The organism is Exiguobacterium sp. U13-1, assembly GCF_001750115.1.
Lineage (GTDB): Bacteria > Bacillota > Bacilli > Exiguobacteriales > Exiguobacteriaceae > Exiguobacterium_A > Exiguobacterium_A acetylicum.
In genome coordinates, this window is the sequence record NZ_CP015731.1 from 1,699,400 (window position 1) to 1,720,675 (window position 21,276).

General features: G+C 46.4%; 25 protein-coding genes. 15 read left to right on the top strand and 10 right to left on the bottom strand.

Going from position 1 to position 21,276, the window contains the following annotated elements; translation table 11 throughout:
- Nucleotides 1–36: 36 nt before the first annotated feature.
- Complete coding sequence (locus ESP131_RS08635) at nucleotides 37–342, bottom strand: hypothetical protein (RefSeq protein ID WP_047396048.1); 306 nt, start codon at nucleotides 340–342, stop codon at nucleotides 37–39.
- Nucleotides 343–472: 130 nt separating this feature from the next.
- Here ESP131_RS08635 and ESP131_RS08640 point away from each other — a divergent pair, with 130 nt between their 5' ends.
- The 10 genes from ESP131_RS08640 (at nucleotide 473) to ESP131_RS08685 (ending at nucleotide 9,435) form a co-directional block, all read left to right on the top strand.
- On the top strand, nucleotides 473–1,207 hold the full coding sequence (locus ESP131_RS08640) for a nuclease-related domain-containing protein (RefSeq protein ID WP_029341344.1): 735 nt from the start codon (nucleotides 473–475) through the stop codon (nucleotides 1,205–1,207).
- A gap of 75 nt (nucleotides 1,208–1,282) precedes the next feature.
- Nucleotides 1,283–1,705, top strand: coding sequence for a MarR family winged helix-turn-helix transcriptional regulator (locus ESP131_RS08645; protein ID WP_029341345.1), 423 nt, complete (start codon nucleotides 1,283–1,285; stop codon nucleotides 1,703–1,705).
- 68 nt (nucleotides 1,706–1,773) lie between these two features.
- A complete protein-coding gene (locus ESP131_RS08650) occupies nucleotides 1,774–2,784 on the top strand; it encodes an ABC-2 transporter permease (protein WP_047396044.1) in 1,011 nt (336 codons plus the stop codon).
- A gap of 183 nt (nucleotides 2,785–2,967) precedes the next feature.
- Entirely contained in the window at nucleotides 2,968–3,282 is a 315-nt protein-coding gene (locus ESP131_RS08655) for an ArsR/SmtB family transcription factor (RefSeq protein WP_029341347.1), read from the top strand.
- 127 nt (nucleotides 3,283–3,409) lie between these two features.
- Complete coding sequence (locus ESP131_RS08660) at nucleotides 3,410–4,714, top strand: arsenic transporter (RefSeq protein WP_069940418.1); 1,305 nt, start codon at nucleotides 3,410–3,412, stop codon at nucleotides 4,712–4,714.
- Between the two features lie 20 nt (nucleotides 4,715–4,734).
- Nucleotides 4,735–6,393, top strand: coding sequence for an FAD-dependent oxidoreductase (locus ESP131_RS08665; RefSeq protein ID WP_029341349.1), 1,659 nt, complete (start codon nucleotides 4,735–4,737; stop codon nucleotides 6,391–6,393).
- A gap of 135 nt (nucleotides 6,394–6,528) precedes the next feature.
- Complete coding sequence (locus tag ESP131_RS08670; RefSeq protein ID WP_029341350.1) at nucleotides 6,529–6,858, top strand: PadR family transcriptional regulator; 330 nt, start codon at nucleotides 6,529–6,531, stop codon at nucleotides 6,856–6,858.
- Nucleotides 6,821–7,378, top strand: a complete 558-nt coding sequence (locus ESP131_RS08675) for a DUF2812 domain-containing protein (RefSeq protein WP_083254778.1) — start codon at nucleotides 6,821–6,823, stop codon at nucleotides 7,376–7,378. Before ESP131_RS08670 ends, ESP131_RS08675 begins: the two co-directional genes overlap by 38 nt.
- Nucleotides 7,379–7,663: 285 nt before the next feature.
- Complete coding sequence (locus tag ESP131_RS08680) at nucleotides 7,664–8,797, top strand: hypothetical protein (protein ID WP_148662011.1); 1,134 nt, start codon at nucleotides 7,664–7,666, stop codon at nucleotides 8,795–8,797.
- 203 nt (nucleotides 8,798–9,000) lie between these two features.
- Nucleotides 9,001–9,435, top strand: coding sequence for a hypothetical protein (locus ESP131_RS08685; protein WP_156772494.1), 435 nt, complete (start codon nucleotides 9,001–9,003; stop codon nucleotides 9,433–9,435).
- Nucleotides 9,436–9,488: 53 nt separating this feature from the next.
- Here ESP131_RS08685 and ESP131_RS08690 read toward each other — a convergent pair whose 3' ends face one another.
- Nucleotides 9,489–10,127: an SDR family oxidoreductase gene (locus ESP131_RS08690; RefSeq protein ID WP_029341354.1), complete on the bottom strand. Its 639-nt coding sequence runs from the start codon at nucleotides 10,125–10,127 to the stop codon at nucleotides 9,489–9,491.
- Nucleotides 10,128–10,391: 264 nt separating this feature from the next.
- On the opposite strand from ESP131_RS08690, the gene ESP131_RS08695 reads away from it, so the two are divergent.
- The 5 genes from ESP131_RS08695 to ESP131_RS08715 all read left to right on the top strand — a co-directional run bounded on the left by ESP131_RS08695 (nucleotide 10,392) and on the right by ESP131_RS08715 (nucleotide 14,197).
- A complete protein-coding gene (locus ESP131_RS08695) occupies nucleotides 10,392–11,222 on the top strand; it encodes a transporter substrate-binding domain-containing protein (RefSeq protein WP_047396032.1) in 831 nt (276 codons plus the stop codon).
- Nucleotides 11,215–12,012 carry a transporter substrate-binding domain-containing protein gene (locus ESP131_RS08700; RefSeq protein WP_029341356.1) on the top strand — a complete coding sequence of 266 codons (798 nt, stop codon included), beginning with the start codon at nucleotides 11,215–11,217 and terminating at the stop codon, nucleotides 12,010–12,012. Before ESP131_RS08695 ends, ESP131_RS08700 begins: the two co-directional genes overlap by 8 nt.
- 103 nt (nucleotides 12,013–12,115) lie before the next feature.
- Nucleotides 12,116–12,397: a hypothetical protein gene (locus ESP131_RS08705; RefSeq protein WP_029341357.1), complete on the top strand. Its 282-nt coding sequence runs from the start codon at nucleotides 12,116–12,118 to the stop codon at nucleotides 12,395–12,397.
- An 80-nt stretch (nucleotides 12,398–12,477) separates the two neighbouring features.
- Nucleotides 12,478–13,428 (top strand): ATP-binding cassette domain-containing protein, encoded by a 951-nt coding sequence (locus ESP131_RS08710; protein WP_029341358.1) that lies wholly within the window; start codon nucleotides 12,478–12,480, stop codon nucleotides 13,426–13,428.
- Nucleotide 13,429: 1 nt separating this feature from the next.
- The gene (locus tag ESP131_RS08715) at nucleotides 13,430–14,197 is read left to right on the top strand and encodes an ABC transporter permease (protein WP_029341359.1); all 768 of its coding nucleotides are present in this window, start codon (nucleotides 13,430–13,432) and stop codon (nucleotides 14,195–14,197) included.
- Nucleotides 14,198–14,252: 55 nt separating this feature from the next.
- Here ESP131_RS08715 and ESP131_RS08720 read toward each other — a convergent pair whose 3' ends face one another.
- The 8 genes from ESP131_RS08720 to ESP131_RS08760 form a co-directional block, all read right to left on the bottom strand.
- Nucleotides 14,253–14,690, bottom strand: coding sequence for an Asp23/Gls24 family envelope stress response protein (locus ESP131_RS08720; RefSeq protein WP_029341360.1), 438 nt, complete (start codon nucleotides 14,688–14,690; stop codon nucleotides 14,253–14,255).
- 52 nt (nucleotides 14,691–14,742) lie between these two features.
- Entirely contained in the window at nucleotides 14,743–14,949 is a 207-nt protein-coding gene (locus ESP131_RS08725; protein WP_029341361.1) for a DUF2273 domain-containing protein, read from the bottom strand.
- A 20-nt stretch (nucleotides 14,950–14,969) separates the two neighbouring features.
- Entirely contained in the window at nucleotides 14,970–15,512 is a 543-nt protein-coding gene (amaP, locus tag ESP131_RS08730; protein ID WP_047396014.1) for an alkaline shock response membrane anchor protein AmaP, read from the bottom strand.
- A gap of 335 nt (nucleotides 15,513–15,847) precedes the next feature.
- A complete protein-coding gene (locus tag ESP131_RS08740; protein ID WP_035397971.1) occupies nucleotides 15,848–17,218 on the bottom strand; it encodes an amino acid permease in 1,371 nt (456 codons plus the stop codon).
- Nucleotides 17,219–17,381: 163 nt separating this feature from the next.
- Entirely contained in the window at nucleotides 17,382–18,266 is an 885-nt protein-coding gene (locus ESP131_RS08745) for a hypothetical protein (protein WP_069940421.1), read from the bottom strand.
- Between the two features lie 58 nt (nucleotides 18,267–18,324).
- Nucleotides 18,325–18,918: an undecaprenyl phosphate transporter UptA gene (locus ESP131_RS08750; RefSeq protein WP_023467894.1), complete on the bottom strand. Its 594-nt coding sequence runs from the start codon at nucleotides 18,916–18,918 to the stop codon at nucleotides 18,325–18,327.
- A 123-nt stretch (nucleotides 18,919–19,041) separates the two neighbouring features.
- Nucleotides 19,042–20,361 carry a Na+/H+ antiporter family protein gene (locus tag ESP131_RS08755; RefSeq protein ID WP_069941024.1) on the bottom strand — a complete coding sequence of 440 codons (1,320 nt, stop codon included), beginning with the start codon at nucleotides 20,359–20,361 and terminating at the stop codon, nucleotides 19,042–19,044.
- A gap of 314 nt (nucleotides 20,362–20,675) precedes the next feature.
- Nucleotides 20,676–21,227, bottom strand: a complete 552-nt coding sequence (locus ESP131_RS08760; RefSeq protein ID WP_029341367.1) for a beta-class carbonic anhydrase — start codon at nucleotides 21,225–21,227, stop codon at nucleotides 20,676–20,678.
- Between the last annotated feature and the right edge of the window lie 49 nt (nucleotides 21,228–21,276).

A 21,276-nucleotide genomic window follows, 5' to 3' on the forward strand; every position in this document is an offset into this window, starting at 1 on the left:
ACCATCTGACGCATGCGTGTCAGATGGTCTTTTTGTTCAAAATCCGTGCTCGCTTTTTAATTGATCAACATATTGTTTAGCTTCGAGTAAGGATAAACCGAGTGATTCGCGAACACGTTTAACGGCTTCGACCATTTTGCCTTCTTTGAGCAACTGAACCAGTTCGACTTGTAACGCTGCTTCTTCTAAAGACACTTCGTTCAGACCGAGGTGTTCTTCGATTCGTTGCAATTTTTTTAGAATCGTTTGTTGGCGGCGTTTTGCTTCGTCCGCTTTTTGCGATAAGGACATCCAAATGAAGAATAAGACAATCAGTGGAGCGAACGTGACGACAGAATCCATAGTGAACACCTTCCTTTCGTCCACCGTACCATAGGAAATGATTCATAACAAATAGTGGAAAACGAGGTGGAAATTGATTATGCTGATATAGTGGAAAATAAAGGGTTAATATGGAAAGGAGATAAATCTAGTGGATAATGTATTAGTGACATTTTTGCCATTCTTGATTCAAATCGGACTAATCATGGTGCTGTTCTTCTTCGGAACGTTTGGTCTGTTTTTCTTCGTAAAACGCAGCTCGTATCACAACAGTCGTTATTATCGACTGACACGTGAACCGTTTTTACGGATTGTCCGTGATAAGGGGAAATGGGGCGAGTACTTGACGACACGTCAACTCGATCAAGTGTCAGGATACGGCACGTATGTGTTTAATACATATTTACCTCGTGCGCGGGGAGAAGGTACGACGGAGATCGATGTGACGTTTATTCATGAAAGTGGCATCTATGTGCTCGAATCGAAAAACTACAGCGGGTGGATTTTCGGACGCGAGCAGGACCGTCAGTGGACACAACAGTTCCAGAATCGCTTCAAGCAACGGTTCTATAATCCGATTAAACAAAATGAAGGGCACCTTAAAAGTATGCAACGTTTCTTAGAAGGAACGGATCCTACGCTCTTTCACTCCTTGATCGTCTTCAGCGAACGCTGTGAACTCAAAAAGATCACCGTCGTTTCAGCGCATGTCCGTGTCTTGAAACGAAACGTCTTACGTAAGACGATTGAGCAACTCGCGACAGAAAAGGCGTTGACACCAAGTCAAGTCGATACGATCGCGGGAAAACTCGGGGTTCATTCACAAGTCGATCGTGCCACCCAACAGGCGCATATCGATGGGATTCGTCAGCGCCAGGCCAAATGACAGCGTTGACGGACTGGCTCTCCTTCAGGTATAGTGGATAAATAATAAGTAGTGCAACTATATGGAGATGATGGGATGAAAGAATCGGAATGGTCGCTTGGCATGCAATTATCTCGTAGTTATTATGCGTTCAAACGTGCTGCCGCTAAACGGATGGAGACGTTCGGTTTAACGCCGGAACAGTTTTCTGTCCTGAGTGAACTTGCTAAACAAGATGGTGTTTCGCAAAAGCAGCTGGCACTCGTGACGGAACGTGATCAAACAACGATCGGTAAGATTCTCGATAAACTCGGTAAAAAAGAATTGATTGTTCGGACACCGGATCCTCGGGACCGACGAGCGGTTCTGCTCTTGATGACACGAGAAGGACGTGACATCGTCGATCGTCTCGGACCAGAGCTCGATCAGCTACAATTCGAAGCGTTCCGAGGACTCTCGCGGGAGCAAATCGAGCAATTAAAGGAAACACTTGAGACCATTCACCGGAATGTGACGTGAATGGTTTTCCTTCGGACATATAGTTGCACATGATATTATAAGTAATGCATATAAAAGGAGATTGTAATATGAAAGCATGGAAAGATGTCTGGTCAATGACACAAACGAAAGTGGGGCTCGTCTTCGCGATCGTCGTCCCGCTCTTGTTCCTCGTCGTCTGGATGACTGGTTACGAAGGAACAACGGAACGACTCGATCAATTGAACGTCGGTGTCGTTGGCGAAGTGAACGACCCGTTCGTCACATCACTAAAAGAAGCACCGTTCACGGTCCAAGCAGTTCCGACCGAAGCGAAAGGGTTGGAAGCACTCGATGCCAATGAAGTCGATCTCGTCCTACAAAAGGATGATACAACGCGTCAACTGACGGCACACGTCAGCCAGACGAATGCCGAATTTGCGAATGCGATTCTCGAGCGGGCAACGGAAACGATCGGCAAACAGTTGAATGGTGAGCCGACGTTCACGACGTCGGTCGTCACGGAGCATGCCGTCTCAGATTTTGCCTTGTCGATGCTGCCACTCGTCCTCGGGTTCGTCATCTATATCGCAACAATGACGATGGGGATTCAGTTCAATCTCGTCAGCACGATCTTAAGTAAGCGTCATTCAATCTGGTCACTATTTTGGAGTCGCCAACTGTTGCACGGAATCGTTCTTCTAGTCGTTCCGTTACTGCTCGTTTCTGTGGCACATGTATTAACGGACATCACGACACCGTTCATGAAGTTGTGGGCGTTCGAGTTCCTCGTTGTCGCGACCTGTATCGCCGTCACACAGATGAACTTCGCGATATTTGGACCGATTGCGCCACTTATCAATGTCGCATTGATTCCTTTCCAGTTGATGACTGCCGGAAACATCGTGCCAGCGAAGATGTTGGCACCGTTTTATCAATCGCTCGGAACGTTCTTACCGGTTCCGAATGCCGTGGCTGGATTCAGTCGATTGTTATTCATGAATGGATCCATCGGTACCCAAGTGTTGCACTTATCCCTGCTTTGTTTCGGTAGTTTTATCATAACGTGCTTAGTGGTGAGTTGGAGGGAGCAACGACAAGCACAACGTGTTGTTGCATGAAGAATATAAGAAGAATCGTCATCGAATGAGATGGCGATTTTTTTTATTTGAGATAGATTTATGAAAAAATCATTGCATAACAAAAATGTTATATAATAATATGGTTATGTGAAAAGCGAAAAAGATAAATTCGTTCCTGTAACAGGCATGGATTATACGTTTAAGAGAAAGGAGGACTCTCCATTGATCGAGACAGCAAAACGGGTAGAAGAGATGAGTCAGTTCTTAAAGCTACTGAGCGATGGAACACGTCTTGAAATTTTGCGAAGACTACACGTTCGGGAACATTGTGTCTGTGATTTCGTCGAAATGTTTGATATTTCGCAACCGGCAGTCAGTCGTCATCTAAAATTATTGCGTCAGTCCCATCTCATCTTGGAACGACGTGAACGACAATGGATTTATTTTCGAATCAATCCAGATCATCCGCAACACAAGTTGTTATTGACGATTTTAGAAGAAATGGACACTCCGGACATCCCGGACAGAAGTTGCTAGCACCATGGATGAAATGGATTAGCACGAGCAAGGCATTGGAATTGAGACGATATTCCATTCTTGATGGCACACGTTCAAGGATGGCGAATCGTTAATAGAACCACTCGAAATTTAATACAGAAATGAAGTGAACGCATTGACCGGTACACATTTACTAGCGATCGGAATTTTTCTGATCACCTTATTCTTAATCATCAAACAACCGAAAGGACTCGGCATCGGTTACTCCGCGATGGGGATGGCGCTCGTTGCGCTATTGACGGGAGTCGTCAATCTCGATGATGTTTCGACTGTCTGGGGCATCATCTGGAATGCCACCTTTACGTTCATCGCTCTGATCATTATCTCACTGATTCTTGATGAGATTGGATTCTTCGAATGGGCGGCACTCCACATGGCACGCATCGCACGAGGTGGTGGTGTCAAACTATTCGTATATATGACATTGCTCGGTGCTGTCGTTGCGGCTTTATTTGCGAACGATGGGGCAGCCTTGATCCTGACACCGATCGTCCTCGCGATGGTTCGTCACTTGAAACTTCCGGATTATGTCGTGTTAGCCTACGTGTTTGCTTCCGGATTCATTGCCGATACGGCCAGTTTACCGTTCGTCGTCTCGAACCTCGTCAACATCGTCTCAGCAGACTTCTTTAATATCGGTTTTACGGAGTATGCGTCACGGATGGTATTCGTCAATCTCTTTTCTATCGTAGGCAGTCTGATCGTCTTGTATCTCTATTTCCGAAAGAGTATTCCTAAGAATTATGATGTCGGGCAGCTCGTCGTACCCGCGACAGCGATCAAGGATCAACGGATGTTCAAGTTATCGTGGTTCGTCCTCGTCTTGCTGGTCGTCGGATACTTCACGAGTGACGTCATCGGCATTCCAGTCAGTCTTGTCGCTGGTATCATCGCCTTGTTCTTCTTATTGATGGCACGCCGTTCACCGAGCGTACCGACGAAAAAGGTCATCGGTGGTGCACCGTGGGCGATCGTCTTCTTCTCACTTGGAATGTACATCGTCGTCTACGGACTTCAAAATGCCGGATTGACACAAGTTCTCGCTGACATCATTGATGGCTTTGCGACGAATTTAGCAGCCGCGACATTTGGTATGGGCTTCTTGGCTGCCATCTTGTCGTCGATCATGAATAATATGCCGACCGTCATGATCGATGCCCTTGCGATCGACTTGAGCCAGGCAACTGGAACGATTCGAGAAGCGCTCATCTATGCGAACGTCATCGGATCTGATCTTGGACCGAAGATCACGCCGATTGGTAGTTTAGCGACATTACTTTGGTTACACGTGCTTCGGACGAAAGGCGTGAAGATTGGTTGGGGTCAATACTTTAAGATCGGAACGATTCTGACGATCCCGACACTTGCCATCACATTGCTTGGCTTGTATATCAGCTTGATACTTTATTGATTTTTAAGGAGGAACTAGAGATGAAATTGATGATTATTGGTTCAGTTGCTGCGGGAACATCAGTAGGAGCAAAAGCACGTCGTAACAGTGAAGAGTTGCAAATTACGATTTATGATCGGGATCAGGACATCTCGTATTCAGGTTGTGGGATTCCCTACTTCGTCGGTGGGGAGATCGCTGACATCGACGAATTGACACCGCGCGATGCCGCTTTCTTTAAAAAACGATATAACATCGATATTCATACACAACACGAAGTCGAATCGATTGATCATGCGACAAAAACGGCGACGATCGTCAATCTCCTGACAGGGGATCGTTTCACGGACACGTATGATACGTTAGTGCTGGCAACCGGTGCTTCAAGTATCATTCCACCACTTCCAGGCGTTGAACATGAGAATGTCTTTACGGTTCGAAATGTCCGCAATGCCGACGCGATCCGGTCCTACATTGATGCTCACGATCCGAAGACAGCAACGATTGTCGGCGGAGGATTCATCGGACTCGAGATGGCAGAGCAATTGACGTATCGGGGCATTCAAGTCACTCTCGTCGAACGTTTGCCGCAAGTCATGCCGCCACTTGATCGCGATATGGCAGAACGCGTAGCGGATCACTTGAAAGATAAAGGGGTATCCCTCTTGCTTGGCGAATCCGTGACAGCGTTCAACGGAGAAGAACGTATTTCTGAGGTCGCGCTTGAGAGTGGAAAAACGATCGAGACGGATCTCGTCATTTTATCTGTTGGCGTCAAGCCGAACACGGGTCTTGCGAAGCAGATCGGCGTAGAGCTTGGTAAAACAGGAGCGATTGCAGTCAACCGTCACATGCAGACGAATGTAGCCGATGTCTACGCAGTCGGCGATGTCGCAGAGAGTTTCTCCGTCATCACGGGTGAAGCACTTTATCGTCCGCTTGGTTCAACAGCGAACAAGATGGGACGGATTGCCGGCATGGTCATTACGGGTGAGGAAGCGGAGCACCGTGGTATCTTAGGGACGGGTATCTTCAAGGCGTTCGATTTGACTGTCGCTCAGACGGGTTTGACGGAAAAAGAAGCGCGTGAGTCAGGGTATGACATCGAAGTCTTGCATAACATCAAACCAGATCGTCCGGAATACATGGGTGGGAAAGAGATGACGATCAAAGCGATTGCCGATCGGGCAACAGGGCGAGTCCTCGGAGCCCAGATCGTTGGTCCGCAAGGTGTCGACAAACGGATTGATGTCCTAGCGACGGCGATCACCTTTAAAGCGAAGGCAGAGGATTTATTCCATCTCGATTTAGCTTACGCTCCACCGTTCGCGACGACGAAGGATCCCGTTCTCTATACGGGAATGGCACTCGATAATGCCATCAAAAAAACAGCGCGTTTGATGACACCGAACGAATTAATTGACCAAGTCGCGAGTGGGAAGTCGTTCCAAATCATTGATACACGCTCGAAAGCACAATTCGAGAAAAATCATGTCGACGGAGCGATCCATATTCCACTTGGTGAACTGCGGACACGCGCGAAGGAATTGGATCCGACGTTACCGACGATCGTCTACTGCAACAAAGGCGTGACGGGGAATGCTGCGCAAAACGTCTTGAAAAACCTTGGATTTACGGATGTATGCAACTTATCAGGTGGCAACAAGAACTATCAACATATTAAAAAATGTTTTTCATAAAATCGAACAATATAGCGTGATGATCCTATTTACTTAGGGATCATCACGTTTTTTTGTTGTCAAATTGTTAGAAATAGGATATTTTTAGTATATCGGTAGACGATATAACGGAAGACGGAATAAGGAAGTGAGAAAATGGCACGGACAATCCAAGAGACGGCATTAACTGAGGCTGTCTATTATATTTTACTGTCGCTTCAACAACCCCGTCATGGCTATGGCATCATGCAATTCGTCCAGGAGTTGAGCAATGATCGTGTCAAGTTAGCTGCTGGTACGTTGTACGGCGCACTCAGCAGTCTGGTCGATAAAGGGTGGATTGAAGCGATCGAGCAAGAAGCAGGGCGAAAGAAAGAGTACATCATGACGAATCAGGGGCGGGAGAGATTACAGGTAGAGCTAGATCGATTAAAAGAACTCGTGCGACATGGACAAGAAACGATGGGAGTGGATCAAGGTGAGTAGTAAAACGGTCTATCGCTTTTACGCTGATTATGCAAAAGAAGAAGTGTGGTTAAACGAGATGGCAAACAACGGCTGGTACTTACAGCAGTTTCGACTCGGACGTTATGTATTCATCAAAGGTGAACCTGGTATGTACACGTATCGAATCGAGTTATTAGAAAACATGTCAAAGCATCCGAAGTCGCAGGATTACTTTGCGTTTTTGGAAGAGATGGGCATCGAAGTCGTGGATACATCGTTCCGCTGGGTCTTCTTAAGAAAACGGACCTCGGATGAACCATTTCATTTGTACTCGGACTTTGATTCACAGATCCATCACGAACATCGAATTTTGCAACTCTATAAAGTCGTTTTTTTCGTGAACATCATTGCAGTACTCATTAATTTGTTTAATCCGACTACCGACACGATGATCTGGTTCAATCTCGCGATCGTGACGGGTCTCTCATTCGTGATGCAACGCCACGAACGTAAAATTCAAACGTTACGTGGATTGCGTGCCATCGCGGAGCAGGATTAAACGCATATAACCTGATTTCAAAATTCCTCACGTCTCTAAATGAAACGTGAGGAATTTTTTTAGTCGTTAGAGTTCAGGAGGATGTTGTAAAGTTGGTCAATTCGTCTAACAGTGTTGTAAGAAAGACGTACTACATCGATCTAACAGTGTATAACTAGGTAGAAGAAATTGTTTAAATCAACAAGTCAAGGGGTCATGAATCGAATGGATAAGTCTATCCGTAAAAAGTGGATTTTTTTTAGTCTAGTGTTTTTTGTCAGTGGAAGTATCCTTTTAGCGACCTGGATGAAAGTGCAACAGGGTCGCACAAACGCAACTGTCCTACCACGTTCTTCGATTACAGCCATCGATTTTAGTCCTCAACAAGACACCGTGATGTTGGTCTATCCAGGACAGGGGCAAGGGAAAACGAATGATCCTGAACTTGCCTATAGTTCGATTGTCACGATCAACATGAAAGGAAAGGTAGTAAGCGAACGACAGGTCCATGATCCACGTTTTACGAACATGACGCTTGTGCAAAAACTGAGTACGCCGAATGTGTTGTATGCATCAGTGCAAGGCTATCCGAATTATTTTTATACATTCGATTTTACAAAGCGACGGTTTGTTCAACATCATGTGACGTATTTCAAGCACGATCCCATGATAGAATCCATCAAACATTTTGGAACGGATACATGGTTCAAGACGTTGAATTCATACAAAACCGGTACGCAACGATCGTCTCAAGGAACAGGATTCTCGCACACCTTTTCTAATTTTGATACAAAAGAAAACTATGAGACGCCTGCGCGCTTCGAACCAGGAAATTCGATGATGATTGACCTAGAGCATCATCTAGCTTATGCCAGTGCTGGTAGTGAAGATGAACAAGAAGAAAAAGCAGCGATGATTTTCATGAATAAACAGACTGAAAAACCAATCGTGTACCGTAACAAGGAAGAACCTTATGCATATTCAGCCCTTTATGGGAAGGACGATACGGCATACTTCGCTAGTACAGATGGTTGGATGATTCGGATCAATGAGGCAGGTGAACAAACCGAGCGGTATTATCCGTTTCTTCAGAATACGAATTTTGATAGTACTGATCCGATTCGAATGATTGATGCAACACAAGGGATTCAAGTCGTTCAGCAATTCTCACAGAATAACCTAGATGCGGATCATCAAATTCTAGTTAAATGGACGTTCGGACAATCGTTCTCGGTTCAGGAAATCAAACCGAAGTTTTGGAAAGCCGATAAACGGTACAAGTACGTATATATTCATCCCGAGACGAAAAAATCATATTTCATCGAATTTGACCCTGAAAAACCGGATAAAGGGAAACTGCTCATTACGAATCAAAAGTATGAGTTGCTTCACGAGATTCCGGTGGAAGGACCGATTGGAATCGACTTTGTGATCGAATGAGATAAAGAGAGGAAGATATTTTGAACCGTATCGAGCGATTTGAATTTGAGTTTGAAAAAAAAGCGGGAGAACGATTTTCACTTTTCACGTATCTTGAGCAACAACAATCAGATTGGTCTTCTTTACAAGATGATGAAGCGCGGGAGGGAAACTTTCACGTAAGCATGTGGATCAGTGGAGAAAAGATTTCCTGGTCATATGACGTGCGAGAACGGGATGAAGCAACACAAGCATATCGGTTTAATATTTTCATACAACGCTGGAAAAACATCTGGGAATGGGCTCAGCAACGTCACTTAATGAGTGGAAACGCATTTGGAATTCATCAAACACTCGCTGACTCCGTCAGGACATCTGCCAAGTCTGAAGCGTATTTGGAACGGGCAATGAACGAGCTTGCTGGCTACGATGCGGAAGGACTACTCTTTTATTTTGGTCCTGGACCGTGGGACGACTTTCAGAACGCGGATGATGAGCTGGATATGTTTCTTGAGTTCGATGAGATCAATACAAAAGAGAAGATGCGTACGGAAGGGCTCTACTTTGATTACGATAGTCGGCGCTGGATCGACATTCCAGCTTCCTTACCGGTTATTGCTGAAACGATGCGGACGATGTATCTGCAACTCTACCAATAATCGATTTCATCGAAAAAGCTCACGTCTCAGAGATTGAGACGTGAGCTTTTGTATTAGAACAACTCGTTAATTGGTGTGTCACCTTCAAGCAATGTGACGACTTGCTTCGAGGCGTTGTCGTGACCGAGCGCAGCTAAAATGACACGGGCGACGTCCTCACGTGGAATTTTTTTAGTCGCTTGCTCGGACGGATCCGTCGTGACGTTGCCTGTTCCGGCTTCATCCGATAGTCCGCCTGGGCGAAGAATCGTGTAGTTGAGTGACGATTCCTTCAGGACACGATCCGCATAACGTTTTGCGATGTAATACGGCTTCATGCTGTCGGACCATGTTTCCGGCGAATCGGCATTCAAGGCACTGACCATGATGAACTGTTTTGCATTGATTGCTTCTGCTGCTTCAATCGCTTTGACGGCACCGTCGAAGTCGATTAGCATCGTCTTGTCGGCTCCCGTGTGACCACCTGATCCTGCGGTAAAGATGACGACATCTGATCCTTGTAATGTATCGGTGATCGTCGCGACGTCCGCTTCAAGATCGAGATGGACCGGGGTATGACCTAATTTCTCAAAATCACTGAACTGGTCCTTGGAACGTAATCCTACTTTGACATCGTGCTCCGAATCCTGCAGTAAGCGAGCAGCGTGACGACCTACTTTACCATTTGCACCAATGATGAAAATCTGACTCATGTTCCATTCCTCCAATTCACGATTTGATGATTCTGTTTCAGTATGGAAAAGACGGGGGGATTCTGTAAAGAAAGACGACTTGTAGAACTGCAACCGTCATCAAAACATCTTTTTAACGCTTTTATGCATAAAATCATCAAATTATCTTGAAATCACGTGTAAGTGTGGTAGGATAATGACTATTACCCACACCGAAAATCATTTGGGTTAAATTGTAGCAATATTCGGTGAATGGGCAACGACGAAACAGAAAGGAGAGATACGATGAGAAAGAAACCATGGCTACTGGCAGGACTTGTTTTGACAGGCGTTGCCGCTTGGATGATTTGGAATCAACAGACGGATGCCGAAGCACATGAGATCTTCGAAGACCACAAGCTGGTCGTCGGGACGACGGGGGATTATAAGCCCTTTACATACTGGAACGAGGAACGGAATCGTTATCAAGGCTTTGATATCGATGTCATCCAAGCGTTCGCCAAAGCAGCAAATCTTGATGTGACGTTCGTCAAGACGACATGGCCGACATTATCGGAGGATACGAAATCAGGAAAGTTTGATATCGCTGTCGGTGGCATCACGAAGAAAGTCGAGCGCGAGGTCATCGGAGACTTTACATCGTCGTATTTCTCCTTTCAAAAAGCACCGCTCGTAAAGAAGAAAGATGTCGAACGCTTGAATTCGCTCGCTGCAATCAATAATCCAGCAGTCAAAATCGGTGTCAATCCGGGTGGCACGAACGAAGCGTTCGTGAAGAAGCATTTTCCGAAGGCAGATGTGACCGTCTTTGAGAACAACTTGGACATTCCGAAAGCCGTAAAAAGCGGACAAGTCGATGTCATGGTGACGGACGACATCGAGGCGTTGCATTACGCGACAGAACTCGATCTTGCGGTGCCGAAACTAACAGAGGCATGGGAACCAGCCGAGATGGCGTATTTGATGAAACCGGATCAAAAACAGCTTGGAGATGTCTTCCGGGTCTGGATTGAAAGTGCAGAGGGGCAAGAACAAGTTCAAAAATTGAAGAAAAAATGGAACATAGTCTCGACACGTGAGACGGTCGGAGCGAAAGGAGCGGGAGCATATGAGTAAATGGGGATGGATCGTCGTCGGAGGTGGCGTCTTGTTTGCGAGCTTACTGACGCTATGGCAAACGGAGCAACCACGACGTGTACAAGCGAAGAACGTCTTTGCGACGAAAAAAATCGTCGTCGGAACGACCGGGGACTACAAACCATTCACCTACTTGAACCGGAAGACGAACGAGTACGAAGGGTTCGATATCGAAGTGATCCGTTCTTTCGCGAAGACGACCGGTATCGATGTCGAGTTCGTCCCGACGACATGGCCCACGCTATCTGCTGATCTTGCTAGCGGGAAATTCGATATGGTCGTCGGGGGCGTGACGAAGAACATCGAGCGCGAGATCATCGGCGACTTCACATCGAGTTACCTATCATTCCAAAAGACACCGCTCGTCCGTAAAGAAGATGCTAAACGTCTTGCTTCAATCGAACAAATCAATCGTCCAGACGTGACGATTGGTCTAAATCCAGGTGGAACGAATGAACAATTCGTCCGTAAGACGTTCACGAAGGCGAATATCGTCATGTATGAACAAAACCTCGATATCCCGCACGCGGTTGCCTCAGGTGAAGTCGATGTCATGATCACCGATACGGTCGAGGCGATTCATTATGAAGCGCTCGACAAACGACTCGCGGCACCAAGAATTCAAGAAAAATGGATTCCGGCGGAGAAGAGTTACCTCGTTCGAGAGTCGGAAGGGGACGTCGTCGATGTTTTCAATCTCTGGATGCAATCGCACGAAGGTCAAGAAGAGATGGAGCAATTAAAAGAAAAATGGCAAGTAGCGTCGTAAGTGGATCGTGTCTCCGTATAACAGGAGGCACGATTTTTTCGTAACAGGAATCTAATGGGAAAGGGCGAACAAGTAACATATAAGCAAATCAGGAGGAATCGATATGTTGAATAAGGGAACATCCAAACAATGGCTTATCATGACCGTTCTTTTTGCCTGTATCACTTACGGATGGATTGTCATCGGAGAGTCATGGATCAGCACTACGTTGTTATTAGGAGGGGCGATTGTACTTGCGAGTGGTGCGGTACTATCGTTTAGTCTCGCGTTAGCGCGAACCGTTCGATTAAAGGGAATCGGATTAACGATGATGATGGTGTCGATCGTCACGACGCTCGTGGTATCCGCGGGTGTCGTGTACGGTGTGTATCAGATTGTAGCGTAATCGTTAGAGCTTGAATTTAGGCACCGAATCAGGTGTCTTTTTTTTGATTCGAGAACAGAAAAAACGGGAAAATCTTGGACATGACTTTGAATTCAGAGAAAGAAGGAATGAAGATGATTCATGTCGAGAACTTGACGAAGACGTACGATGGGAAGGATGTCGTCAAAGGGATTTCGTTCGACGTGCAAGCCGGGGAAATCTTCGCTTTTCTAGGACCGAACGGGGCAGGGAAGTCGACGACCGTCCAGATGCTGACGACATTGATTCCAATTTCCGGTGGTCGGGCGACGATTCAGGAATTTGATGTCGTCAAACAGGAAAAACAGGTTCGGTTGCAAATTGGGGTCGCCTTACAAGATACCGGCATCGATGAAGACTTGACCGGACTTGAATTACTCGTCCTACAAGGAAAATTATTCGGATTAAGTCAGACGGAAGCAAAAACACGGGCAGGGGAATTGCTGCGACTCGTCGGACTCGATCAAGATGGGAAGCGCCGTTCGGGCACTTACTCCGGTGGGATGAAACGACGGCTTGATCTCGCCTTGACGCTCGTCCATCAACCAACCGTTCTGTTTCTCGATGAACCAACGACTGGGCTTGACCCCGCGAGTCGTGTACAAATCTGGAACGAGGTCCGGCGATTAAACGAAGAGTTCAGCACGACGATCTTTTTGACGACACAGTACTTGGAAGAAGCCGATCAGTTGGCGGACCGAATTGCCATCATCAACGAAGGGCAACTGATTGCGGAAGGAACGGCAGCTGAGCTGAAGGCAGCAAACGGAGAGGAACGGATTGAGTTGACACTTGCTGAAAAAGAGGACGAGCGGATTGTCTTAGAAACGTTTAAAGGACGTCAGGAAAAAGGTCAACTGGTCATTCCTTCACATGGAACGGAGACATTACGCGCTGTTGTCCGCTTTCTTGACGAACGGAAGATGATTGCGACGTCACTGGTTGTCAAACAACCGTCACTCGATGATGTCTTTATTCGTTTAACCGGACAAGCCTATAAGGAGGAGTCGTGACATGATTCGAGAAACGTGGTTTTTGATGCGGCGAAGTCTACTCGTCACGTTACGTAATCCGTTTTCCTTCATTCCGAACTTGATCATCAGTGTCTTTTTCCTGCTCGTCTACACGAGTGGTTTGTCCGGAATCTCGAATTTACCGCAGTTCGACGGCGTCGATTATTTGAACTTCATTCTCCCAGTTTCAATCGTCTCGGGTGCTGTTGGTGGAGCAGGGGGGGCCGGTCAAGCGCTCGTCAAGGATATCGAGAGTGGTTATTTTGCACGACTCTTATTGACACCAGTCTCGCGAACAGCAATCGTCCTCGGCCCGATGCTTGCCGGGATGCTGCAATTATTCGTTCAAACGTTACTCATCTTCGGGATGGCCTTTTTGCTTGGTCTATCGATCCCAGTCGGTGTCAGTGGCTTTTTCTTGACGATCGTACTCGCGCTCGGATTTGGACTCGCCTTTGCCGGTTATTCGGTCGGTGTCGCTTTGAAGACGCGGAATGCGCAAGCCGCTCAAGCCGGAACGCTCTTATTCTTCCCGCTGATTTTCCTGTCGACGACGTTCGTACCGAAAGACTTGATTGAAGCCGAGTGGCTCAAGATTGCTGCGACGATCAATCCAACGACCTATATCATGGAAGGCATGCGTAGTGTGTTAACCCGTCCAGAAATTGATTGGTCGGTTTACTGGCAAGGTTTGATCGTCGCTGCTGTTCTCAGCATCGCGATGGTGATCTTTGCTGCGTTGAACGCACGTGGGGCATTGAAAAAGTAAAAAATGGACCCGTTTTTAGACGGGTCCATTTCATGCGGCTATCTAGTTGACGGTCTTATTTCAAATCGCGTTTTTCTTCCTCTTCTTTCGACGATTTACTTTTTGCGTCGAACTCAGAACGTGTCATGACATCTTCGACATGCATATTGATTTCAATGACATCGAGTCCTGTCATATCATGGACTGATTTTTTGATTTTCGTTACAGCATCTTGGAAGATCGACGGGATGTTTTTGCCGTACTCAACGATGACTTTTAGGTCGAGTGCGACTTGGCGCTCGCCGACTTCCGCGTCGATGCCTTTTGCGATATCTTCCGTGCTCCGGAAACGATCTGTCAAACCACTCATGAAGCCACCGCTCATTGAGAGGATGCCTTTGACATCATTTGATGCGATACCAGCGATTTTTTTAATGACTTGATCTTCGAATGTGAGTTTGTTTTCGCGTACTACTTCGTTTTCGTTTTGTTTCGTGTTGATTTCGTTAGCCATGAGAAATCTCTCCTTTTAATGTGAGTTGAATGATTTTTTATTTTCTGTATGCTCAATCCCGTTGAAAGAACTGAATCCATCCTTCGACATCGAGCGCATTATCCCGCCACTGACCGATCAAGTAACCGATTGTTGCGAATACGATGATCAACAACGTCGGTCCAAAACCGATCGTCAAGAACAAGATGGCGAGGATCAGTCCGACTAGCCCGCCGAGTAGACGGTAGCGATACGGACGAAGTGCTTCGCTCGTTTTCATGATCTTCCTCCTCTCGTATCTTAGACGACGCGTTCAGATGTTTTGCTCTTCGTGTCACTGATCCGGACGCGTGTTTTTGTTACAGGTAGTTCAAGCAACGATTCGACTGCATGTTTGGCGCGTTCTTGAATGTCTTTGCCGATTGTCGGCAAACCTTCTTGACCAAAGACGGAACAGTCAACTTCTAACGCGACGGTTTCTTTTTTCGAGTGAATGTCTGCGTTGACGCGTGGGGAACGTACGCCGTTGATACCGCGAATCGACTCGAGTGCCGTTCGTTCGATCGTTTGTTTTGAAATCGTGATGTTGCCGTCACCCGTTTGAATCAGGAGACGTTGTCCTTTTGAACGACTGAGTAGTCCGGTGAATAATAGAATGACAAATACGAATGCTAGGAAGCCACCAAGTGATAAAATCGTGTAGCTATACCATTGTTGATCTTGCCACTGTTCAATCAAAGGACTGAGTCGTGGAACATCATAGACGCCGAGTACAAGAAGACCGACGCTGACTAAACCGAGAATGCCGATCAGGACGAGTAGGAAACGATTGAAACCGTTCATGTTACATCTCTCCTTTCTGTCGTTAAATTGTTTTAACGTGATTGTTCTACACATGAAATATTATGTGTATGGTGAGAATATTCCCGCTCAAACGAACTCGAAACATGAAAATGCACTTAGAATGAAAAGACTATTTATTCTGAAAATTTATCTATTTATTAGAAAAATAGTAGATGAAATACGGCTTTACGCATTGAAATCAAGAATGTTACGACGTCTTAAGGGTTTAAGCGTTCGTGAAAAATATCTATCATGAATATTTTTCAATGTCAATATAGAAAATCATCTCCATCAAAAAACTCCTCTCATGCGGTCATGAGAGGAGAGACAGACGTTTATTTTTCGATCTTCGGTACTTTTACGATGTAATAGACCGTACTTAAGATCAAGAAAGCAACTCCGATTAAGATTGAGACACGTGTCTCATCGTTGAACAACATCCCGACGAGCACTGTCACCAGCGCGACGATCGACAGATAGTTCGTCACCGGTGCACCTGGCATCTTGAACGGATGTGAGGCTGTCCGTTCGCTTTCGAGTTTACGATACCGGATATGACTGATTAAAATCGCGAACCACGGTACCATCCCTGGCAGTACCGAAGCACTGTAGACATACACGAAGATGTTCGTATCCTTCCCGAGAACGAGCGGCAAGGTGATATCAAGAATGACACCGAAGAAAATCCCGATTGAAATTGCGAAGACCGTGTAGAATGGAATGCCGCGTTTGTTGACCTTTAAGAAGAAGGACGGCACTTGTCCTTTTTCAGCCAAGGCATAGATCATCCGGCTTGCGCTGAATATCCCGGAGTTACAACCGGATAAAGCGGCCGTGATGACGACGAAGTTGATGATCCCAGCAGCAATCGTGACACCGACCTTGGCGAATGTCGCAACGAACGGACTGCCGAGATCCGACAACTCGTTCCATGGATAGACCGTGACGATGATGAAGATCGATCCGACGTAGAAAATTAAAATTCGCCAGACGACACCATTAATCGCCTTCGTAATATTCTTCTCTGGATCTTTCGTTTCTCCAGCTGTCACGCCAATCAACTCAACACCGATGTAAGAGGCGAAGACGATCGAGAGGGCAAAGAAGAAGCCGGTGAAACCATTCGTGAAGAATCCACCGTTCGCCCACAGATTCGAGAAGCCGACCGGGTTTCCGTCATTTCCTAGACCAAAGAAGATGATGCCGAATCCGGCGACGATCATCAGAAGAATCGTTATCACCTTGATTGAGGCGAACCAAAACTCGAGTTCACCGAACATCTTGACGGAAGCAAGGTTCGCAAGCGTCAAGAGAATGATGACGACGACGCCTGGAATCCAAGTCGGTAGTTCCGGCCACCAGAAGCGTAAATATGTCCCGACAGCGATGACTTCACTCATCCCGACGACGACCCAGTTGAAGATATTACTGCTTGCTGTCAAGAAACCAGCAGCTGGATGGATATAGTCGTTTGCGAACTTTGCGTACGAACCACTGTGAGGATGGGTGTAGACCATCTCACCAAGTGCACGCATGATGAAAAAGATAAAGACTCCTGCTAGCATGTACGCAAGCAAAACCGATGGTCCTGTCCAAGCGATCGTGCTTGATGCCCCAAGGAACAAACCGACCCCGATTGTTCCTCCGAGTGCAATCATTTGTACCTGTCGTGCTGTTAAATCGCGTTTCAAATTCGAACTCATCATTTCCCCCAAAAAAATTCTGTGACGTCATAATGTTCAGACAACTTGTCCGAATAACTATAACGCTGAGTATACTATCCTCAGATAGGACTCGCTAGTCTTTTTGAAAATTTGGGTTGAAGGTTTTCAAAAGTGAAAAGATTATGAAACAACTTTGTAACTGTTTTCATTTGCCTGCTATGAGAGAGACGAGTCGCTGACCGAGTCTCCCGAAATACAGGTGTTCTGAAGTCGCTAAGACGATCAAGTCGTTACGCATTGTAAGGTCACCTGACAGGGTATTTCCCTGTTCTGTCATGAATCGAATCGAACGAATACTCTCAAAAAGCGTTCCTTTACGTTCAAGTAAATGTGCTTCATCAGAATTTGCAGCAAGCAGAAAATCGTCGTACCGAGCGAACTGAGAAAAGGCAATCGTAGGTGCCTCACAAACGAGATCGTCCTCTTGATTGATACGAATGAAGCGAAAATCGGAATAATAGAAAAACCAGACTTCCTTCGACGAACAGACATTTAAGGCGTAGCAATCATCGATTGGATATTGACGATTCTTATACTGGACTACACCTGTATCGTCAAAAGCGACGAGACCAAATGCGCCATTCGAACTAGTTGCAGCATCAGCGTAGATTCCTTCGTCGAAATAACTGACCCAAATCCATCCTTGTTCATCGATTTGCATATTCTGAATCCCATCGTCTAAACAAAAGCTGTCTAGTAAATTCCCTTGAGGATCATAGACAAAGGCATTTGGTAACCACGTTCCATCTACATCGTCGTCACAACGGGAAGCGGCGAGTAACAGACGACCGTCCGGAAAGCGGTCGATGAGTGAAAAGTCCACCTCGCTTCTTTTAATCATTGTCGTTTTTCGCCAGTCATCTTTCAATTGATGAATGGAGAGAACGTGTTCATTCCGAGATTCATCGAGGGTTTCTTCGACGATTAAAATACGTCCATCGACGGTGATCCCAGTCGCGACAGGACGACCCGTCCGATAGGATGCAGTCAAACGACGTAATGTAAAATGAGCAAGCGGGGATGTTAGCATGGCAGGACCTCCTGTTTGTTTAAAAAAGCAGTCCGTCGTCAGACAGACTGCTAGTTGTTCAAACCGTTCGTTGACGGCGTTTGTAGATGACGTAGAAGATGATCAAGACAACGGCAGCAATCAGAACGCCGTTCGTGTACGGTGCAGCGACTTCCTTGATTGAGCGCCAGTTCGTTCCGAGCGTTTCACCAAGATACAGGAACAAGATCGACCACGGAATGATCGCAAGCACCGTATAGAGAGAAAACTTCGTTTGGTCCATCTTGGCAAGACCAGCCGGAATCGAGATGGCATGACGAACGACGGGGATGAAACGGGCTCCAAAGATAACACCTTGTCCATATTTCAAGAACCAACGCTCAGCTAAATCCAGGTGATGCTCTGAGATTAAAACATACTTTCCGTATTTCAGGATAAGGGGACGACCGCCGTAACGAGCGAACCAATATAAGAATAATTGCGAGAATAATCCACCGATGACGGCAGCGACGATGGCGAGCGGCCAGCCGATCGTTCCTTGAGAAATCATGAATCCTCCATAAGAGAGGACGATTTCACTCGGTATGATTTCAATCATCAACCCGAGGGCGATGCCGAAATATCCGAGATCGGCAAGCGAAAGTAAAATCTGGTTGACGACTTGAGATAACACGTTAGACAACTCCTTTGTATCAGTTCATTCCTTTATTTTAGAGAACCGAGGACGAAATGAAAAGGAAAAAAACGGAGACAATTTAAAAGACGGATCCGCGATGACAGCGAATCCGTCTTGTTTTTATAATACGACCGCAGCGATCGTACCGAAGATGAGTAATGGAATGTTGTAGTGCAGAAACGTCGGAATGACCGTTTCTCGCATGTGATCGTGCTGACCATCCGCATTTAGACCACTTGTTGGCCCGAGTGTCGAGTCCGACGCCGGGCTACCCGCGTCACCGAGCGCACCGGATGTCCCGATGATCGCAATCGTCGCTTCTAAGCTGAATCCGTACTGGATACAGAGTGGAACGAAGATGGCTGCAATGATTGGAACCGTTGAGAAACTTGAACCAATCCCCATCGTGACGAGAAGACCAATCAAGAGCATGACGAAGGCGGCAACGAGTTGGGAATCGCCCATCAACGCTTTCGAGTTCTCGACGAGTGGCTCAATATCGCCCGTCTTACGCAAGACGTTTGAGAAACCGTTCGCTGAGATCATGACGAAACCGATGAATGACATCATGCGCATACCGCGTGTAATGACGTCATCTGCTTCGCTGAAGCGAACAAGACGAAGCAACAAGAAGAGGATTAAACCAGTTGTTGCAGCGAGAATCATTGATCCGGTCTGCAGTTGAACGATCAAAGTCGCAATGACGACGATACCGCTTAAGGCAAGCTTCGTTTTCGTGATGACCGGGATTTCATAATCGTCTGGAGCGATATCACGCATCTCATACGTCCGTTCTTTACGATATGAGTATAGACCGATTAAGAGACCGACGACCATCCCGAGTGCCGGAATCGCCATCGCTTCGATGACGGATGCTCCTGCTGTATCAAGACCATTTGCCTTCAAGTTCTTTAGTAGAATCTGATTGAGGTAAATGTCTCCGAAACCAACTGGTAAGAACATGTAAGGTGTCACAAGACCAAACGTCATGATTATCGCAATCCGGCGACGGTCCATTTTCAACTGATTAAACAGACCAAGGAGCGGCGGAATGATGATTGGAATGAATGCGATGTGGATTGGCAACACGTTTTGTGAACTGATCGCGAGTAACAGAATCGCAAACAAGATGAATCCTTTTAACTTTTTGACCGATGAGGCACTTGCATTACCGCGCGAACGTTGAATCAAGGCATGTGCGAGTGCATCGGGTAAGCCCGTTTTCGAGAGGGCGACAGCGAACGCGCCGAGCAACGCGTAACTCAGGGCGATTTCTGCCCCGTCACCAAGACCACCGGAGAACGCTTTTGTCGTCGCAGTCAGGTCAAGACCACCGACGAGACCACCGGCAAACGCACTGATGACCATCGCGAGCACGATGTGGACGCGGAAGATCGCTAAAATAAATAGTAAAAAGACGGCAAACAATACGGCGTTTATCATTCAGTAAAACCACACTTTCTTTTGTTATCACTGTACTATACTAAAGTATATTACAGCCATGTTGGAATGCTGTCAAGAGTAAAAGTCTGACCTCGTAATCAAAAGATGAATGGTACGCTTATTAGCTCTCCACAAGATGATATATTCTGTTATACCCCTGAGCATGAAGTGAGAAGCGTGTTGATCACTGAATATAATTCATACGAAAAACGTGCCATCCTTCTCCGTTACGAGAAAATATGGCACGTTTTCTTTAGTTTAAGACGGAATAGAATATGCGAGTCTATTTGCGTTTCTTCTATAAAGAGTGATCAGCAATCGACGATGTCGAGTTTACCAGTAGCCGGGTCGATGACGAGTCCGTGAACGTTCGTCCCAGGTGGCAATAACGGATGGTTCTTCACGAGGCTGACTGAGTGAGCAACGCTTTCTTGAACCGACGTGAAACCACGCAACCATTGATTCAAATCAACACCGGATACTTCGAGTGTGTGAAGAATCTGTTGGTCGATTCCTCGATCCTTCATCTCGTTGATCATGTGTTTAGGATCAATTGTGCTCATGCCACAGTCGTGGTGACCGATGACGACGACTTCTTCAGCGCCAAGAGCATACAACGCAACGAGAATCGAGCGCATGACGGAGCCGAATGGGTGCGATAGGATAGCACCGGCATTTTTGATGATTTTCGCATCCCCGTTCTTAAGACCAAGTGCATGTGGGAGGAGCTCCGTCAAGCGGGCATCCATACACGTCAGGATGACGACCTTTTTATCTGGGAACTTATCCGAGACGAACTGCTCATACTGTTTTTCGGCGACGAATCGCTCGTTGAAGGCTAGCATTTCCTGTACAACTGACATTCAAGTGTCCTCCTTTAGTGGTAGCTCTTAATATGTACCCCATATCAGA

Excerpts from the sequence above, each read along its gene's own strand:
- ESP131_RS08745 (WP_069940421.1), bottom strand. The coding sequence starts at position 18,266 with ATGCTAACATCCCCGCTTGCTCATTTTACATTACGTCGTTTGACTGCA.
- ESP131_RS08700 (WP_029341356.1), top strand. The coding sequence starts at position 11,215 with ATGAGTAAATGGGGATGGATCGTCGTCGGAGGTGGCGTCTTGTTTGCG.
- ESP131_RS08760 (WP_029341367.1), bottom strand. The coding sequence starts at position 21,227 with ATGTCAGTTGTACAGGAAATGCTAGCCTTCAACGAGCGATTCGTCGCC.
- ESP131_RS08695 (WP_047396032.1), top strand. The coding sequence starts at position 10,392 with ATGAGAAAGAAACCATGGCTACTGGCAGGACTTGTTTTGACAGGCGTT.
- ESP131_RS08690 (WP_029341354.1), bottom strand. The coding sequence starts at position 10,127 with ATGAGTCAGATTTTCATCATTGGTGCAAATGGTAAAGTAGGTCGTCAC.
- ESP131_RS08715 (WP_029341359.1), top strand. The coding sequence starts at position 13,430 with ATGATTCGAGAAACGTGGTTTTTGATGCGGCGAAGTCTACTCGTCACG.
- ESP131_RS08670 (WP_029341350.1), top strand. The coding sequence starts at position 6,529 with ATGGCACGGACAATCCAAGAGACGGCATTAACTGAGGCTGTCTATTAT.
- ESP131_RS08705 (WP_029341357.1), top strand. The coding sequence starts at position 12,116 with ATGTTGAATAAGGGAACATCCAAACAATGGCTTATCATGACCGTTCTT.
- ESP131_RS08740 (WP_035397971.1), bottom strand. The coding sequence starts at position 17,218 with ATGATGAGTTCGAATTTGAAACGCGATTTAACAGCACGACAGGTACAA.
- ESP131_RS08645 (WP_029341345.1), top strand. The coding sequence starts at position 1,283 with ATGAAAGAATCGGAATGGTCGCTTGGCATGCAATTATCTCGTAGTTAT.
- ESP131_RS08675 (WP_083254778.1), top strand. The coding sequence starts at position 6,821 with ATGGACAAGAAACGATGGGAGTGGATCAAGGTGAGTAGTAAAACGGTC.
- ESP131_RS08680 (WP_148662011.1), top strand. The coding sequence starts at position 7,664 with ATGAAAGTGCAACAGGGTCGCACAAACGCAACTGTCCTACCACGTTCT.
- ESP131_RS08725 (WP_029341361.1), bottom strand. The coding sequence starts at position 14,949 with ATGAAAACGAGCGAAGCACTTCGTCCGTATCGCTACCGTCTACTCGGC.
- ESP131_RS08720 (WP_029341360.1), bottom strand. The coding sequence starts at position 14,690 with ATGGCTAACGAAATCAACACGAAACAAAACGAAAACGAAGTAGTACGC.
- ESP131_RS08710 (WP_029341358.1), top strand. The coding sequence starts at position 12,478 with ATGACTTTGAATTCAGAGAAAGAAGGAATGAAGATGATTCATGTCGAG.
- amaP (WP_047396014.1), bottom strand. The coding sequence starts at position 15,512 with ATGAACGGTTTCAATCGTTTCCTACTCGTCCTGATCGGCATTCTCGGT.
- ESP131_RS08665 (WP_029341349.1), top strand. The coding sequence starts at position 4,735 with ATGAAATTGATGATTATTGGTTCAGTTGCTGCGGGAACATCAGTAGGA.
- ESP131_RS08635 (WP_047396048.1), bottom strand. The coding sequence starts at position 342 with ATGGATTCTGTCGTCACGTTCGCTCCACTGATTGTCTTATTCTTCATT.
- ESP131_RS08650 (WP_047396044.1), top strand. The coding sequence starts at position 1,774 with ATGAAAGCATGGAAAGATGTCTGGTCAATGACACAAACGAAAGTGGGG.